This window comes from Azonexus sp. GW821-FHT04F04 (assembly GCF_059420025.1).
Genome location: NZ_JBWKSX010000009.1, coordinates 63,559 through 78,988, shown reverse-complemented (window position 1 = coordinate 78,988; position 15,430 = coordinate 63,559). Strand labels below are relative to the sequence as shown.

The 15,430-nt window shown below is 58.6% G+C and carries 14 protein-coding genes; 5 read left to right on the top strand and 9 right to left on the bottom strand.

The window, feature by feature from the left end; translation table 11 throughout:
* Positions 1–59: 59 nt before the first annotated feature.
* On the bottom strand, positions 60–1,358 hold the full coding sequence (aceA, locus tag AC07TV_RS16830) for an isocitrate lyase (RefSeq protein ID WP_494649515.1): 1,299 nt from the start codon (positions 1,356–1,358) through the stop codon (positions 60–62).
* A gap of 326 nt (positions 1,359–1,684) precedes the next feature.
* Here aceA and AC07TV_RS16825 point away from each other — a divergent pair, with 326 nt between their 5' ends.
* Positions 1,685–3,481 carry a methyl-accepting chemotaxis protein gene (locus AC07TV_RS16825; protein ID WP_494649514.1) on the top strand — a complete coding sequence of 599 codons (1,797 nt, stop codon included), beginning with the start codon at positions 1,685–1,687 and terminating at the stop codon, positions 3,479–3,481.
* A gap of 31 nt (positions 3,482–3,512) precedes the next feature.
* Here the strand turns inward: AC07TV_RS16825 and rraA are convergent, their stop codons facing one another.
* The 3 genes from rraA to clpS form a co-directional block, all read right to left on the bottom strand.
* Positions 3,513–4,007 carry a ribonuclease E activity regulator RraA gene (gene rraA, locus AC07TV_RS16820; RefSeq protein WP_494649513.1) on the bottom strand — a complete coding sequence of 165 codons (495 nt, stop codon included), beginning with the start codon at positions 4,005–4,007 and terminating at the stop codon, positions 3,513–3,515.
* A gap of 66 nt (positions 4,008–4,073) precedes the next feature.
* Complete coding sequence (gene clpA, locus AC07TV_RS16815; protein ID WP_494649512.1) at positions 4,074–6,335, bottom strand: ATP-dependent Clp protease ATP-binding subunit ClpA; 2,262 nt, start codon at positions 6,333–6,335, stop codon at positions 4,074–4,076.
* Complete coding sequence (gene clpS / locus AC07TV_RS16810; RefSeq protein WP_226498051.1) at positions 6,335–6,643, bottom strand: ATP-dependent Clp protease adapter ClpS; 309 nt, start codon at positions 6,641–6,643, stop codon at positions 6,335–6,337. Before clpS ends, clpA begins: the two co-directional genes overlap by 1 nt.
* A gap of 272 nt (positions 6,644–6,915) precedes the next feature.
* On the opposite strand from clpS, the gene AC07TV_RS16805 reads away from it, so the two are divergent.
* Entirely contained in the window at positions 6,916–7,119 is a 204-nt protein-coding gene (locus tag AC07TV_RS16805) for a cold-shock protein (RefSeq protein ID WP_066880803.1), read from the top strand.
* A 73-nt stretch (positions 7,120–7,192) separates the two neighbouring features.
* Here the strand turns inward: AC07TV_RS16805 and soxZ are convergent, their stop codons facing one another.
* Genes soxZ through moaC form a run of 3 tightly spaced genes read right to left on the bottom strand, consistent with a single transcriptional unit; the run spans position 7,193 to position 8,479 of the window.
* Positions 7,193–7,504, bottom strand: coding sequence for a thiosulfate oxidation carrier complex protein SoxZ (gene soxZ, locus AC07TV_RS16800; RefSeq protein WP_494649511.1), 312 nt, complete (start codon positions 7,502–7,504; stop codon positions 7,193–7,195).
* A gap of 2 nt (positions 7,505–7,506) precedes the next feature.
* On the bottom strand, positions 7,507–7,980 hold the full coding sequence (gene soxY, locus AC07TV_RS16795; RefSeq protein ID WP_494649510.1) for a thiosulfate oxidation carrier protein SoxY: 474 nt from the start codon (positions 7,978–7,980) through the stop codon (positions 7,507–7,509).
* Positions 7,981–7,996: 16 nt separating this feature from the next.
* The gene (gene moaC, locus AC07TV_RS16790; protein WP_494649509.1) at positions 7,997–8,479 is read right to left on the bottom strand and encodes a cyclic pyranopterin monophosphate synthase MoaC; all 483 of its coding nucleotides are present in this window, start codon (positions 8,477–8,479) and stop codon (positions 7,997–7,999) included.
* A gap of 64 nt (positions 8,480–8,543) precedes the next feature.
* On the opposite strand from moaC, the gene AC07TV_RS16785 reads away from it, so the two are divergent.
* The 3 genes from AC07TV_RS16785 (at position 8,544) to pabB (ending at position 12,028) form a co-directional block, all read left to right on the top strand.
* Positions 8,544–9,992 carry a beta-barrel assembly-enhancing protease gene (locus AC07TV_RS16785; protein ID WP_494649508.1) on the top strand — a complete coding sequence of 483 codons (1,449 nt, stop codon included), beginning with the start codon at positions 8,544–8,546 and terminating at the stop codon, positions 9,990–9,992.
* Positions 9,993–10,034: 42 nt separating this feature from the next.
* On the top strand, positions 10,035–10,262 hold the full coding sequence (locus AC07TV_RS16780; protein ID WP_226400887.1) for a sulfurtransferase TusA family protein: 228 nt from the start codon (positions 10,035–10,037) through the stop codon (positions 10,260–10,262).
* Positions 10,263–10,384: 122 nt separating this feature from the next.
* On the top strand, positions 10,385–12,028 hold the full coding sequence (gene pabB, locus AC07TV_RS16775) for an aminodeoxychorismate synthase component I (protein ID WP_494649507.1): 1,644 nt from the start codon (positions 10,385–10,387) through the stop codon (positions 12,026–12,028).
* A gap of 56 nt (positions 12,029–12,084) precedes the next feature.
* Here pabB and AC07TV_RS16770 read toward each other — a convergent pair whose 3' ends face one another.
* Positions 12,085–12,564 carry a hypothetical protein gene (locus AC07TV_RS16770; RefSeq protein ID WP_494649506.1) on the bottom strand — a complete coding sequence of 160 codons (480 nt, stop codon included), beginning with the start codon at positions 12,562–12,564 and terminating at the stop codon, positions 12,085–12,087.
* A gap of 11 nt (positions 12,565–12,575) precedes the next feature.
* Positions 12,576–15,410, bottom strand: coding sequence for a valine--tRNA ligase (locus AC07TV_RS16765; RefSeq protein ID WP_494649505.1), 2,835 nt, complete (start codon positions 15,408–15,410; stop codon positions 12,576–12,578).
* Positions 15,411–15,430: the final 20 nt, after the last annotated feature.

Below are 15,430 nucleotides of genomic sequence, written 5' to 3'. Positions count from 1 at the left end.
CGTGAGTGTCGGCCTTCGCTTGCCACCCGGTCGGGCGGCAATTCAAAGCGGTGAGCTTCTTAGTGGAACTGTTCTTCTTCGGTCGAGCCGGTCAGTGCGGTGACGCTGGACTTGCCGCCCTGGATGACGGTGGTGACGTCGTCGAAGTAACCGGTACCAACTTCCTGCTGGTGCGAGACGAAGGTGTAGCCACGGTCACGAGCAGCGAATTCCGGCTCCTGAACCTTCTCGACGTAGGCCGACATGCCGCGCTTGGCGTAGTCCTGAGCCAGGTCGAACATGTGGTACCACATGTTGTGGATGCCAGCCAGGGTGATGAACTGGTACTTGTAGCCCATGGCGCCGAGTTCAACCTGGAACTTGGCAATGGTGGCGTCGTCCAGGTTCTTCTTCCAGTTGAAGGAAGGCGAACAGTTGTAGGCCAGCATCTTGCCCGGGTGAACCTTATGCACGGCTTCGGCGAACTTGCGGGCAAATTCCAGATCCGGCGTACCGGTTTCGCACCACACCAGGTCGGCGTAGTCAGCGTAAGCGATGGCGCGGGAGATAGCCTGGTCGAGACCCTTCTTGGTCTTGTAGAAGCCTTCGGCAGTACGCTCGCCAGTCAGGAACGGCTTGTCGTTTTCGTCGTAGTCGGAGGTCAGCAGGTCAGCTGCTTCCGCATCGGTACGGGCGATAACCAGGGTCGGCACGCCATAGACGTCAGACGCCATACGGGCAGCGATCAGCTTTTGGATGGCTTCGGTGGTCGGAACCAGCACCTTGCCGCCCATGTGACCGCACTTCTTGACGGAAGCCAGTTGGTCTTCCCAATGCACGCCAGCAGCGCCAGCGCGGATCATGGCCTTCATCAGTTCGTAGGCATTGAGCACGCCGCCGAAACCGGCTTCAGCGTCAGCCACGATCGGCAGGTGGTATTCAACGTGGCCAGCATCGCCAGCGTTGATGTTCTTCGACCACTGGATTTCATCAGCGCGGTTGAAGGCGTTGTTGATGCGCTCGACAACCTTCGGCACGGAGTCAACCGGGTACAGGGACTGGTCCGGGTACATGGCGGCGTATTCGTTGTTGTCGGCAGCAACTTGCCAGCCGGACAGGTAGATGGCCTTGATGCCAGCCTTGGCTTGCTGAACGGCTTGACCGCCGGTCAAAGCGCCCAGGCAGTTGACGTAGGGGGTGTTGTTGACCAGATCCCAGAGCTTCTCGGCGCCGCGACGGGCCAGGGTGTGCTCGACCTGGAAAGAACCGCGCAGGCGGACGACGTCAGCAGCGGAGTAGCCGCGCTTGATGCCTTTCCAGCGGGGGTTTTCAGCCCAGTCTTTTTCGAGGGCGGCGATTTGCTGTTCGCGAGTGCTCATGTGAATTCCTCAGGTAATTTGGTTTGGGGGGGTCGGCGAAGAACCGGGTGTCTATGGTGCAGTGCCGATGGAAGAAAGTATAGTGATTTTTTTGCGGGGCAGCAACAGTCTTATATAAGACATAAGACAAAATTTATCACCATAAAAACATATACGTAGTTGCAAAGTTTCACGATGTGAAATATTTGTTGTTGTCGTGAAACGCAATGCACCATTTTGCCCTGCGGGGGATCGCAAGCCGCAAGCATATGGAGGGATTTCCATAACTTGACCACTTTATGGAACCGGTATTGAATTCAACGAATTTTGAATTTTTGGATAATAAAATGGAATTTTTTCGACAGCTTTATGACTGGAACGAGAGAACTTTCTGGAATTCGCTGACCAAGAAGCTGATGAGCTTTTTGCTGCTCTTCTTCATCGACATCGGCTATCTCGGTATCTATTTTCACCAGAAGTCTGTCGTTGCCGAAGAGTTTGCCAGGGTCGGAGCTGGTGTTGAGGTCCTGCAGCGGATTTCGGCTAGCCTGGACCATGGTCTGGTGTTAATGATTTCGCTGACCGTATTCGCGCTTTTCTGGAATGTCCTGCAAATCGTCTACATGCGCCACCTGATATTGAGGCCGATTCGCCTGATCTCGACGATCTTCGACGAAATCGCGCGGGGCGAAGGCGATTTCTCCCGCAACCTTCCGACCATCACACATGACGAATTGCGCACGCTGGCTGAGGCCTACAACCGCTTTGCCGACAAGATGCGGGAGATTATTAGCGAAGTGCGCAAGATGAGCGTCAACATCGCCCGCGAGGCAGTGGTCGTCAAGAAAACGGTTTCGGTGACGGCGGAGCGGGCCGGCAAGCAGGGCGAAATAGCCAACGCAGTCTTTGGCGCCAGCAGTGAAGCTATCCAAGCAATTCAGGAAGTGTCGGCGTCGACCGAGATGATTTCCCATTCGACCGATGCCAACCTGGCGACGGCTCGTTCTTCCCTGTACGAAATGCACGACATCGTCAGCAAGGTGCATCTGGTCAGTGACAAGCTGGCAACGTTCAACGAGACTGTCGATCACCTTGCGCAACGTTCAGACAGCATTCGAAAGATTGCCGACTTGATCAAAGACATTGCCGGGCAGACAAATTTGCTGGCGCTGAATGCCGCAATCGAGGCGGCGCGGGCCGGCGAAATGGGGCGAGGCTTCGCCGTGGTGGCTGACGAAGTGCGGAAGCTGGCGGAGCGGGTCAACGTCGCCACCCAGGAAATCACCGACAACATCAGCAATATGATTTCGCTGGTCCGTGAAACGCAGAACGAAAACGAAATGATCAATAACGACATCCGGCAAACCCGCCTGGTGGTCGAGCGTTCGTCCGGGGAATTCCAGCGCATGGTAGGCGATTTTGAACGTACCGGTGACCAGTTGAATCAGATTGCTTCAGCCATGGAGCAGCTGACGGCGACCAATGGCCAGGTTCATGAGGCCGTGGCCCAGGTGCATGATCTATCGAACACCGTCTGCGGCAGCATGAAGGATTCGGAACAGTCGACGCAGACCCTGTGCCAGGCGACCGAGAGCGTTCAGGAACTGGTCTCGCGATTCAAGATCGGCCGTGGCTCGTTCGACATCTATGTTGATCGCGTACGAACTTTTCGTGATCAGCTTCAGACCTGCCTCGAAGCAATGCTTAAACGTGGCGTCGATGTCTTCGATTGCGACTACAGGCCTATACCAGGCACCAATCCAAAAAAATATTCGGTCAAGTACGAAGACGCTTATATCAGGGAGTGCCAGAAATTGCTCGACGATACCCTGGCTGATCTGAAGGGTGGTGCCTATGCGGTCGGTGTCGACCTCAATGGCTATCTGACCGCACACAACACCAAGTACTCGCGGCCGATGACCGGCAATTACGATGCCGACCTGGTCGGCAACCGGACGCGCCGCAAGTTCGAGGCGCCCACCGAATTGCGGGCGGCGCGCAACACCCAGCCAATGCTCTTGCAAACCTATATCCGTGACACTGGGGAGGTGTTGTGCGATATCGCCATGCCGATCCAGGTGGCCGGCAGGCACTGGGGCAACGTGCGCGTCGGCTGCGACAGCACAGCCCTGCTCGATGTCTGAAGAACGGGCGCAGGTGGGCGCCCTTTAGCGCTCAGCCAATCAATGGCTTGACTGAGACCAGAATGCCATCCTCATCGGCGTAAAGGTGCTCGCCTGGGTTGAAGGTGACGCCACAAAAGGTCACAGCCACATTCTTGTCGCCAACACCCTTCTTAAGGGTTTTCTGAGGGTGCGTATTCAGCGCCCGGACGCCGATATCAATACCGTTGATATCGCCCGAATCGCGAATGCAACCGTATACAACGACCCCGGCCCAGCCATTCTTGGCTGCCAGTATGGCGAGTTGGTCGCCAACGAGTGCGCAGCGTAGCGAGCCGCCACCATCAATGACGAGAACCTTGCCTTTGCCATCCTCGGCGAAGGCTTCGCGGACCAGCGAGTTGTCCTCGAAAATCTTGAGCGTGACGATCTCGCCGGAAAAGCTTGTACGGCCGCCATAACGCTGGAACATCGGGGCGACGACGCGGACGGTCTTGCCCAGTTCGGCTTCGAATTCGTCACAAAGGTCAGGGGTCTTGAAGGTCATGCTGGAGTCCTCGAAATAAAAAAAGCCGTGCAATGTTGCACGGCTTTTGGGGTGGATGGCAATCGTTCAGACGGTGGCTTCGGCTTTTTCTTCCTCGAAGTCGAGTTTGATTTTGCCATCCTTGTCGAGGTCGACCGTGACCCGGCCACCGCTCGACAGCTTGCCGAACAGCAACTCGTCGGCCAGTGCAGAACGGATCGTGTCCTGGATCAGTCGGGCCATCGGGCGGGCGCCCATGAGTGGATCGAAGCCCTTTTCGGCGAGCAGTTCCTTCACGGCATCGGTGAAATGGGCTTCCACTTTCTTCTCGTGCAACTGTTCCTCGAGCTGCATGAGGAACTTGTCGACTACGCGGAGGATGACCTCGTGATCGAGCGGACCGAACGAAATCGTCGCATCCAGCCGATTGCGGAACTCCGGCGTGAACAGACGCTTGATCTCGACCATCTCGTCGCCGGTCTGCTTCGAGCTCGTGAAGCCCATGCTCGATTTCTGCAGGTCGGCAGCGCCGGCATTGGTGGTCATGATGATCACCACGTTGCGGAAATCGGCCTTGCGCCCGTTGTTGTCGGTCAGCGTGCCGTGATCCATGACCTGCAAGAGGATGTTGAAGATATCCGGATGCGCTTTTTCAATTTCGTCGAGGAGCAGCACGCAATACGGCTTCTTGGTTACGCCCTCGGTGAGCAGGCCGCCCTGTTCGAAGCCGACATAGCCCGGCGGTGCGCCGATCAGGCGGGACACCGCATGACGTTCCATGTACTCGCTCATGTCGAAACGAAGCAGTTCGACCCCGAGGCAGTAGGCCAGTTGCTTGGCTACTTCCGTCTTGCCAACGCCGGTCGGGCCGCTGAACAGGAAGGAGCCGATCGGCTTGCCGGGATTGCCCAGCCCCGAACGAGCCATCTTGATGGCTTTGGCCAGCGCGTCGATGGCCTTGTCCTGGCCAAAGACGACCGCCTTCAGGTCGCGATCGAGGTTCTTCAGCGCACCGCGATCATCGAGCGTGACGTGCTGCGACGGGATACGGGCGATCTTGGCGACGATCTCCTCGATGTCCGTCTTGTTGATGACTTTTTTCTGCTTCGATTTCGGCAGGATACGCTGCGCTGCACCAGCCTCGTCGATGACATCGATTGCCTTGTCAGGCAAGTGGCGGTCGGTAATGTAGCGGGCCGACAGTTCGACCGCTGACGAAATTGCCGTGGCCGAATACTTGATGCCATGGTGGGCTTCGAAGCGCGCTTTCAGTCCCTTGAGAATCTCCACCGTTTCGGCGACGGACGGTTCATTCACGTCGATTTTCTGGAAGCGGCGGGACAGGGCGCTGTCCTTCTCAAAAATTCCGCGGAATTCGGTGTAGGTCGTCGCTCCGATGCACTTCAACTGACCAGAGGAAAGCGCCGGCTTGAGCAGGTTGGATGCATCCAGCGTGCCGCCGGACGCCGAGCCTGCGCCGATCAGGGTGTGGATTTCGTCAATGAACAGGATGGCGTGCGGGTTGTCCTGGAGGGCCTTGAGAACACCTTTCAGGCGCTGTTCGAAATCGCCGCGGTACTTGGTCCCGGCCAGCAGAGAACCCATGTCCAGCGAGTAGATGTTGGCCTTGGCCAGGATTTCCGGCACATCGCCTTCGACCACTTTGCGGGCCAGTCCTTCGGCGATGGCCGTCTTGCCAACGCCGGCTTCGCCGACCAGCAGCGGGTTGTTTTTGCGCCGGCGGCACAATGTCTGGATAACGCGCTCCAGTTCCTTGTCGCGGCCGATCAGCGGGTCGATCTTACCCTGCAGTGCCAGTGCATTGAGGTTGATCGTGTATTGCTCCAGCGGTCCGGCTTCAGCTTTTTCGCCATCGGTTTCAACTTCGCCTTCCGGCGCGGCCTTGGCTTGCTGCGGTACCTTGCTGATGCCGTGCGAGATGTAATTCACCACGTCGAGCCGTGTCACTCCCTGTTTTTGCAGGAAATAGACGGCGTGTGAGTCCTTCTCGCCATAGATGGCGACCAGCACGTTGGCACCATTGACTTCCTTCTTGCCCGAAGACTGGACGTGCAGGATGGCGCGTTGAATGACACGCTGGAAACCGAGCGTTGGTTGCGTGTCGATGTCGTCCTCGCCGGAAACGGTCGGCGTGTGCTCGTCGATGAAATTGGTCAGATCCTTGCGTAGCGTGTCGGTCTTGGCGCCACAGGAGCGCAAGGCTTCAGCCGCAGAAGGGTTGTCGATCAGCGCCAGCAGCAGATGTTCGACGGTAATGAACTCGTGGCGTTTTTGACGCGCCTCGACGAAGGCCATGTGCAGGCTGACTTCGAGTTCCTGGGCAATCATCAATTTTCCTCCATGATGCAGGCAAGCGGGTGTTGGTGCTGGCGTGCGAATGCAATGACCTGTTCAACTTTGGTTGCAGCGATATCCCGCGGGAAAATCCCGCAGACGCCACGACCTTCGTTGTGAACTTTGAGCATGATTTGCGTTGCTTGTTCAGTATCCAGAGAAAAAAACCGCTGCAGAACGGTGATCACGAAATCCATCGGCGTGTAATCGTCGTTCAACAACAGCACCTTGTACATCTTCGGCGGCCCCAGCTTGCTGCGCTGCGCCGCTAGTTGTCCGCCTTCCTGTGCCTTTGTCGCCATGCATTCGATTTTATACAGTCCGTCTTAATCCGCAATACAAAATATTGGGACGAATCTGCCGATTTCCAGATCAGGATGAATATTTGCTGACCCTTGATTTGCTGCGGCGCCGCATCGAAACTTGTTGACGATAAAATTCGATTGGCGTAGAAAGCAATCGTGTTTGGCTTCTAGCTGTATCGAGGTTGCTGTAATGCACCGGGTCACTGAGTTCAAACAGGGAGTCGGGGAGACCCGTAAATTTGTTCGTCTTTTGTAAGAAAGTTGCAAACATGGCAATCGGTACAGTCAAGTGGTTCAATGATTCCAAGGGTTTTGGCTTTATCACTCCTGATGATGGTAGCGAAGATCTTTTCGCACATTTCTCCGCCATCAACATGAATGGTTTCAAGACTCTGAAGGAAGGTCAAAAAGTTTCCTTCGACGTCGTGCAAGGCCCCAAGGGCAAGCAGGCTTCCAATATCCAGAGCACCTAAGCTTCGGATAACAGCACGTTAAAAAGCCCGTCTGATTCAGACGGGCTTTTTTCTTTGATGGGCTGGAAAATATTCAGGCGACAGTGATTTCGTCCTGGCGCCGGTCGCCGCTGTTGTCCACCCAGGCCACCGACAATTTGTCACCGGTCTTGATGCCGCGTGCCTTGAAGGTGAATAGCGGGTTCCTGGAAATCGATGTGTTCAGTTGTCCGTCGATGATCGGCTTCCCGTTCAGGCTGACCGTGAAGGTCTGGATGAAGAGCATCGGAAAGCTCTGCCCCTTGTCATCCTTGCGTTGCCCGGTTTCCATCGGGTGCTGCATGAGGATGCGAATGTCGGTGGTTTCACCCTGGTTCTGGGCGCGAATCTTGATTTGATCTGCCATGCTTAACCTCCGCAGCCGCCCAGCGTTACCTTGACCTCGCGGAACGCAACGTAGGATCTACCGTCCGTGGCTTTCGCCACGGCCCGGACGCGTGTGGTTTCGGCCATTTTGATCTGGGCTCTGACGTATGGCAGGACGGGTCCGGAAAATTCGATCACCGAGCACAGCGGCATCGGATTTTTGTCGGCAAAGATGGCCAGGCTGCGGGTGTTGGGGATGTTGCAGGTAATCTCGACTTCCACCTTGGCGCCGTTTTCGGCGATCTCCGGCGCGTTGATGACGATGTCGCGCGATTCGACTGCACTGGCGCTGCCGTAGGCCTTCAGCGCGTCATTGACGGTACGGGCGGTAAAGGCGTTCTTGCTCCACTCGGCGGCCAGAACGCGGGTTGGCGTGAGCAAGCCGGTGCCGATCAAGGGCGATAGCAGGGCTACCGAGACGCTGCTTTTGAGAAGTTTTCTGCGAAGTTCGGACATGTTCTTTGCGGGAGGGTTATTCGGCCAGCCAGTAGCCTGATTTGCCACCGGACTTTTCCTGCAGGCGGATGTTTTCGATGCGCATGCCGCGGTCTACAGCCTTGCACATGTCGTAAATGGTCAGCAGGCCAACCGATGTCGCGGTCAGTGCTTCCATTTCGACACCGGTTCGGCCGAAACATTCGGCGACGACTTGGCAATGCACTGCATTTTCGGCTTCGTCGATGGAAAAATCGGCAGTGACGCGGGTCAGGGCGATTGGATGGCACAGCGGTATCAGGTCGCCGGTTCGCTTTGAGGCCTGGATGGCGGCGATGCGGGCGATGCCCAGGACGTCGCCTTTCTTGGCGGAACCGGCGCGAATCAGCGCCAGCGTCTCGGGCTTCATGAAAATGCTGCCTGCGGCGCGGGCGACGCGGGCGGTTTCTGCCTTGGCGCCGACGTCGACCATATGGGCCTGGCCGGCGTTGTCGAAATGAGTCAGGGTCTGGTTGGTCACGGGATTTACGATTGGTTACGATGCGCCGGGAGGGCGCTTTTCGTGGCTGCGGTATCATAGCACCATGCACCTGAGCCAACGATTCGTCGCCGCCCTTCTCGCCTGTACGCTGGCTTTGCAGCCCGTTGCAGCCGACGAGTTGCCGGAGTTGGGGGACGCTGCCAGCAATGATCTGTCGCTGAGTACCGAGAAGAAAATCGGTCAGCAGATCATGCATGAAATCCGCTGGCGCGAGCCGTCATATCTCGATGACGCAGATGTCGAGGCGTATCTGAATCAACTGGGTGGTCGATTGGCCGCCGTTAGCAACGATCCTGGTTTCGGGTTTTATTTTTTCCCGATCAACGATCAGAATATCAATGCCTTTGCCATGCCCGGCGGCTACATCGGGGTACATACCGGCCTCATCGTGTCCGCCCAGACCGAGTCGGAGCTGGCCGGCGTCCTGGCGCATGAAATATCGCACGTGACGCAGCGCCATATCGCGCGTCAGGTCTTCCAGTCGAAGCAGATTGGCATGGCGTCGATGGTGGCGATGGCGCTGGCCTTGCTGGCCGCGCGCTCGAGCGGACAGATGGCCGGGGCGGCGATTGCTTCGACACAGGCCGGGGCGATTTCGGCGCAACTGGCGTTTTCCCGGGATTTCGAGCGGGAGGCTGATCGGCAGGGTTTCGATATTCTGGGCAAGGCAGGTTTTGATGTACGCGGCATGGGGGTATTTTTCGAGCGTCTGCAAAAATCGGTTCGCCTGTACGAAAACAATGCGACAGCCTACCTGCGCACCCATCCCCTGACCGGTGAGCGGCTGACCGATATGCAGAACCGCGAGCAGGCAGTGCCTTACCGGCAGGTTGCGGACAGCGTCGATTTCCAGCTGGTGCGCGCCAAGGTGCGTGCTATGCAGGGAACCCCGGTCGATGCGGTGAAGGATATGGCTGGCTTGTTGCGCGAACGGAAGTTTGCTTCTGAAGCGGCCATTCGCTATGGCCTGGCCTTCGCGCTGTACCGGAATCGCGATTGGCTGGGCGCTGAGCGGGAAATCGAAAGCATCCGCCGCCTCAAGGTTTCGGCGCCGATGCTGGAGCATTTACGGGCCGATATCCGGATTGCTCAAGGCGATCCGGCTGGCGGACTGACGATCTATCGCGATGCGATGGTGCGTTTTCCGCTCAATCACGGCTTGCTCTACGGTTACGGTGCGGCCCTGCTTGGCGCCCGTCGTTACGATGAGGCGCTGCGTTTTGTTGAAGGGCGCCTGGGCACTACGCCGGACGACGTTCGTCTGCACAAGATGCGGGCAGAAAGTTACGCCGGACTGGGCAAGCAGGCGATGCAGCATCGGGCGCTGGCCGAGGTTTTTGCCTTGCAGGGCCAGACGGCGGGGGCGGTTGAGCAATTGCAGCAGGCGCAGAAGGCCGGCGACGCCAATTTTTTCGAGATGTCGTCCATCGATGCGCGCTTGCGCGAGTTGAAGCAGCGGCTGATCGATGAACTGAAGGAAAAGCGCAATTAATCGAGGTAAAATCGTGCCTCTAATCCATTTGGCCGAATGAACATGGAATTTAATCGCGATCTCGACGTTAAGGGGCTCAACTGCCCGCTGCCCATCCTGCGTACCAAAAAGACGCTTGCCGAGATGGAGTCTGGCCAGATCCTGCGCGTACTGGCGACTGATCCGGGTTCCCTCAAGGATTTTCCGGCTTTTGCCAAACAGACCGGTAACGAACTGGTTGAGCAAAAAGAAGAAAATCGCGTTTTCGAGTTTTACCTGAAGCGCAAATAAGCCCTGAATTCACCGCATTTTTCGAGGACAGGCGGGCGCCGGCTGGCGAACCCGCCGCTTGGCTTTTCGACGGGCTGATCGATTGCCTCGAGGCCAGCGACGCGGCGTCGCTGGAAGCCGCGTTGCAGACGCTGCAGGATGATCCGCAGTGGACGGTGGTTGGTCTCGACTATGAACTCGGCTATCTGCTGGAGCCTAAGTCGGCGCCGCTTGGCTGGCAGCCGGATGGGCGAGCGCTGGCCCGCTTCTGGCGCTTCTCACAGCGGATTTTGCACTCCGCGGAGGAAGCTGAGGCCTGGCTGCAGGAGCATGGCCATGGCGTGGCCGGCGTTGGCGGCTTGCAGCCGGCGATTGATGAAGAAGACTACGTTGCCACGGTCAACCGGATAAAACAGCTGATTTTTGAAGGTGACTGTTATCAGGTTAATTTGACCTTCCCGCTCGATTTTGAATGGTTCGGTTCGCCGCTGGCGCTTTATGCCCGGTTGCGTGAGCAGCAGCCCGTTCGCTACGGCGGTTTTGTCGGCGATGCCCGGCACGGCTTGCTTTCGCTGTCGCCCGAGCTGTTTCTCGAACGCCGCGGCGACCGGTTGCTGACCAAACCGATGAAGGGCACGGCGCCACGTAGCGCGCCGCCTGAACAACTGCGCAATTCCGAAAAGGATAGGGCGGAAAACCTGATGATCGTCGACCTGCTACGCAACGACCTCGGCCGGGTCGCTGACCAAGGCAGCGTCGTCGTCGACCGGCTGTTCGATATTGAGGAATACCCGACGCTCTGGCAGATGGTCTCGGAGGTTTCGGCCAATGTTGGCGGGCGGAGTTTCGGCGAAATCCTGCATGCGCTGTTTCCCTGCGGGTCCATAACCGGGGCGCCGAAAATCAGGGCGATGCAGATTGCGGCCGAACTGGAAAACGCCGAGCGTGGCATTTACACCGGCGCGCTGGGCTGGCTGGCGCCGGATGGCGATATTCGGCTCAACGTGGCGATTCGTACGCTGGAGTTGGGTGGAGATGGCCACGGCAAGCTGGGCATCGGTAGTGGCATCGTTGCCGATTCGCAGCCGGCGGCCGAATGGCAGGAATGCCTGCTCAAGTCGCGATTTCTGCAGGACTGCGATGCCGGCCTGCTGTTGATCGAAACGCTGCGCCGCGAAGACGGGCAATATCCGCGGCTGGTCGGGCATCTCGAACGTCTGCAGCGGTCGGCGGCTTGGCTCGGTTTTGCCTGTGACGAAACGCGTGTTGCTGAATTGCTGGCGGCACAGCCCGTTGCTGGCGTGTGGCGGGTACGCCTGACTTTGGCCAAGGATGGCAGCATCGACGCCCAGGCCTTTCCGCTGAGTGCCGAGCAGAGCGGGCCACGTCACGCCGAGCTGGCGACCACGCCGATTGAGTCAGGCTATCCGCTGCGTCGCCACAAGACCACGGACCGGGCGCAGTACGACACGGCGCTCAATAGGCTGGACGGCGATCCGCAACTCTTCGACGTGGTTTTTCTGAATGAACGCGGCGAGGTGGCCGAAGGGGCTCGCAGCAACGTTTTTGTCGAGCGAGATGGTGTGCTGCTGACGCCGCCGCTGGCATGTGGCGCCTTGCCCGGCGTGTTGCGGGCGGCCTTGCTGGCGACCGGACAGGCGCGTGAGGCGGTGCTCTATCCGGCCGATCTGGCCGATGGTTTCTGGCTGGGAAATGCCCTCAGGGGGCTGGTGTGGGTATCGCTACGGTCAACCGGGTTTACTACGCAAAGCGTAAAAAAAGCCTGAATTTCAATTTTGGCCGTTTTTCCCGGTTGACCGTGGGAATGCCTGGCTGGGCTTGATCAGCCGCGCAGGCGGCGCAAATAGAGGCCGAGCATCGAGAACAAGGCGGCGGCAACGCCGTAATAGAAGGCTCTCGGGACATCGATGTCCTGATAATCGAGGAGGATCGGCACTTCGTTTTCGACCGTGTAACGGATCGTCGTCTGGAAGTGCCAGGACGAAGCCTTGACCTCGAAAACGCCGTTTTCGATCTTCCATTTAAGCCAGTTGTTTTCTTCCTGAATGTCGCCGGCCGGCGCGGTTGGCGTCAGCGTGGTGTACAGACCCTTGGCCTTGGCATCGGCCAGGTCCTTGTAGGCGAAGCCGCAGGGTTCGTTGTTGGCGCAGATGGCGACGAGGCGGAATTCCGGCTTCCAGACGTCGGTCTTGTCTTTCGGCCAGGAGATCATGAAAGCGACGCTCCAGGCGCCAACCAGCGCAGAGAAAATCATCAGGGCGATGAAAATCTGCGAGAGGAGGCCGCGTTTGTCTTGGGACATGTAAATCCTTATTAGTTACCCAGCTTGGCAAGCTGGGGCTTGAGTTGTTCCAGCGTCGCCGTGAAATCGGCCACCCGCTGCTTTTCCTGATCGATCACGGCGGCCGGGGCGCGGGCGACGAAACCTTCGTTGGCGAGCTTGCCTTGGGCAATCGAAATCTGCTTTTCGAGCTTCTCGATTTCCTTGGCGAGGCGCACGCGTTCGGCGGCAACGTCGATTTCCACCTTGAGCATCAGGCGGGTTTCACCGACCACGGCAACCGGCGCCATCGCATCGGCCGGCATGTCGGAAACGATTTGTACCTCGGAGAGCTTACCCAGAGCTTGCAGGATGGCCGCGAACTCGGAAATCTCGGCGCCACCACCGGCGACCAGCAGCGGCATGCGCAGGGCGGGCGAGACATTCATCTCGCCACGCAGGTTACGGCAGGCGTAGGCCAGGGCCTTGAGGCGCTCGACCTTGGCTTCCGAAGCCGGGTCGAGCTTGTATTCCTCGGCGCGCGGGTAGGCGGCGAGCATGATCGAGTCGTGCGTCTTGCGGCCGGCGATGGGGGCAACGGTCTGCCACAGTTCTTCGGTGATGAACGGGATCAGCGGATGGGCCAGGCGCAGCACAGCTTCCAGCGTGCGCACCAGCGTCCGGCGGGCACCGCGCTGCTGGGCATCGTTGCCGGTCTGGATCTCGACCTTGGCGATTTCCAGATACCAGTCGCAGAACTCGTCCCAGATGAATTTGTAGATGGCCTGGGCGACGAGGTCGAAGCGGTAGTCGGTGAAGTGCTGCTCGACTTCCTTCTCGACGCGCTGCAACTGGCTGACGATCCAGCGGTCGGCGAAGCTGAATTCAAGCGGGGCATTGCCGCCGCAGGCCGGGCCATTCTGCTGATGTTCGAGGGCCAGATCGTGGCCTTCGACGTTCATGAGCACGAAGCGCGTGGCGTTCCACAGCTTGTTGCAGAAGTTGCGGTAACCGTCGCAGCGGTTCAGGTCGAACTTGATGTCGCGGCCGGGCGAGGCGAGGCTGGCGAAGGTGAAGCGCAGCGCGTCAGTACCGAAGGAGGCGATGCCTTCCGGGAACTCCTTCTTCGTCTTCTTCGCGATGCTCTCGGCCTGCTTCGGGTTCATCAGGCCGGTCGTGCGTTTTTCGATCAGCGCTTCGAGGCCGATGCCGTCGATCAGGTCAATCGGGTCGAGCACGTTGCCCTTGGACTTCGACATCTTCTGGCCTTCGCCATCGCGGATAAGGCCATGCACATAAACGTGCTTGAACGGGATTTGACCGGTGATCTGCTTGGTCATCATGACCATGCGGGCGACCCAGAAGAAGATGATGTCGAAACCGGTGACCAGCACGGTCGACGGCAAATATTGCTGCAAAATCGGGTTGGCGGCGTCGATGGCCTCGTCGCCGGTCCAGTCGAGTGTCGAGAATGGCCACAGGGCGGATGAGAACCAGGTGTCGAGGACGTCCTCGTCACGGCTCAGGGCGCCGGTATAGCCCTGCTTGGCGGCTTCGGCCTTGGCTTCGGCTTCGCTGTGGGCGACGATAATCTGGCCGTTGTCGCCATACCAGGCCGGAATCTGGTGGCCCCACCAGAGCTGGCGGGAAATACACCAGTCCTGGATGTTGTTCAGCCACTGGTTGTAGGTATTGACCCAGTTTTCCGGATAGAACTTGATTTCGCCGGAATGGACGACGTCGAGCGCCTTCTCGGTGATCGACTTGCCGTCGTCGCCCGGCTTGGACATGGCGACAAACCACTGGTCGGTCAGCATCGGCTCGATGACGACATTGGTCCGGTCGCCACGCGGCACCTTGAGCTTGTGCTTGTCGGTCTTTTCCAGGATGCCGAGGGCTTCGAGGTCGGCGACGACGGCCTTGCGGGCGTCGAAACGGTCGAGGCCACGATATTTTTCCGGGGCGTTCTCGTTGATCTTGGCGTCGAGCGTCAGGATCGAGATCATCGGCAGTCCGTGACGCTGACCGACTGCGTAGTCGTTGAAGTCATGCGCCGGCGTAACTTTGACGCAGCCGGTGCCGAATTCGAGATCGACGTAGCTGTCGGCAATGATCGGGATTTCGCGGTCGGTCAGCGGCAGCTTCACCATCTGGCCGATCATGTGCTTGTAGCGCTCGTCTTCCGGGTGGACCATGACGGCGGTGTCGCCAAGCATGGTTTCCGGACGCGTCGTGGCGACGACCAGGCTGTCCGAGCCATCTGCCAGCGGATAGCGGATGTGCCACATGAAGCCGTCTTCTTCTTCCTGCACGACTTCGAGGTCGGACACGGCGGTATTCAGCTTCGGATCCCAGTTGACCAGGCGCTTGCCGCGGTAAATCAGGCCTTCCTTGAACAGGCGGACGAAGGTTTCGGTGACGACCTTGTTGAGGCCGGCATCCATCGTGAAGCGCTCGCGCTTCCAGTCGGGGCTGGTGCCCATGCGGCGCATCTGCTTGGTGATGGTGTTGCCGGAGTATTCCTTCCATTCCCAGACTTTTTCGAGGAACTTCTCGCGGCCGAGGTCGTGGCGCGAAATGCCCTGAGCGTCCAGCTGGCGCTCGACGACGATCTGCGTCGCGATGCCGGCGTGGTCGGTGCCCGGCTGCCAAAGCGTGTTGTGGCCGCGCATCCGGTAGTAGCGGGTCAGCGCGTCCATCAGGGTCTGGTTGAAGCCGTGGCCCATGTGCAGCGTGCCAGTCACATTGGGCGGCGGCAGCAGGATGCAGAAGTTTTCATCAGCTGCCTTGCTGCGGTCAACGCCGGCAGCGAAGTAATTCTGGGCTTCCCACTCGGGGTACCAGCGGCGTTCGATATCGGCTGGTTCAAAGGCTTTGGCGAGTTCCATGGGCTTGTCGGAAAAGGGGA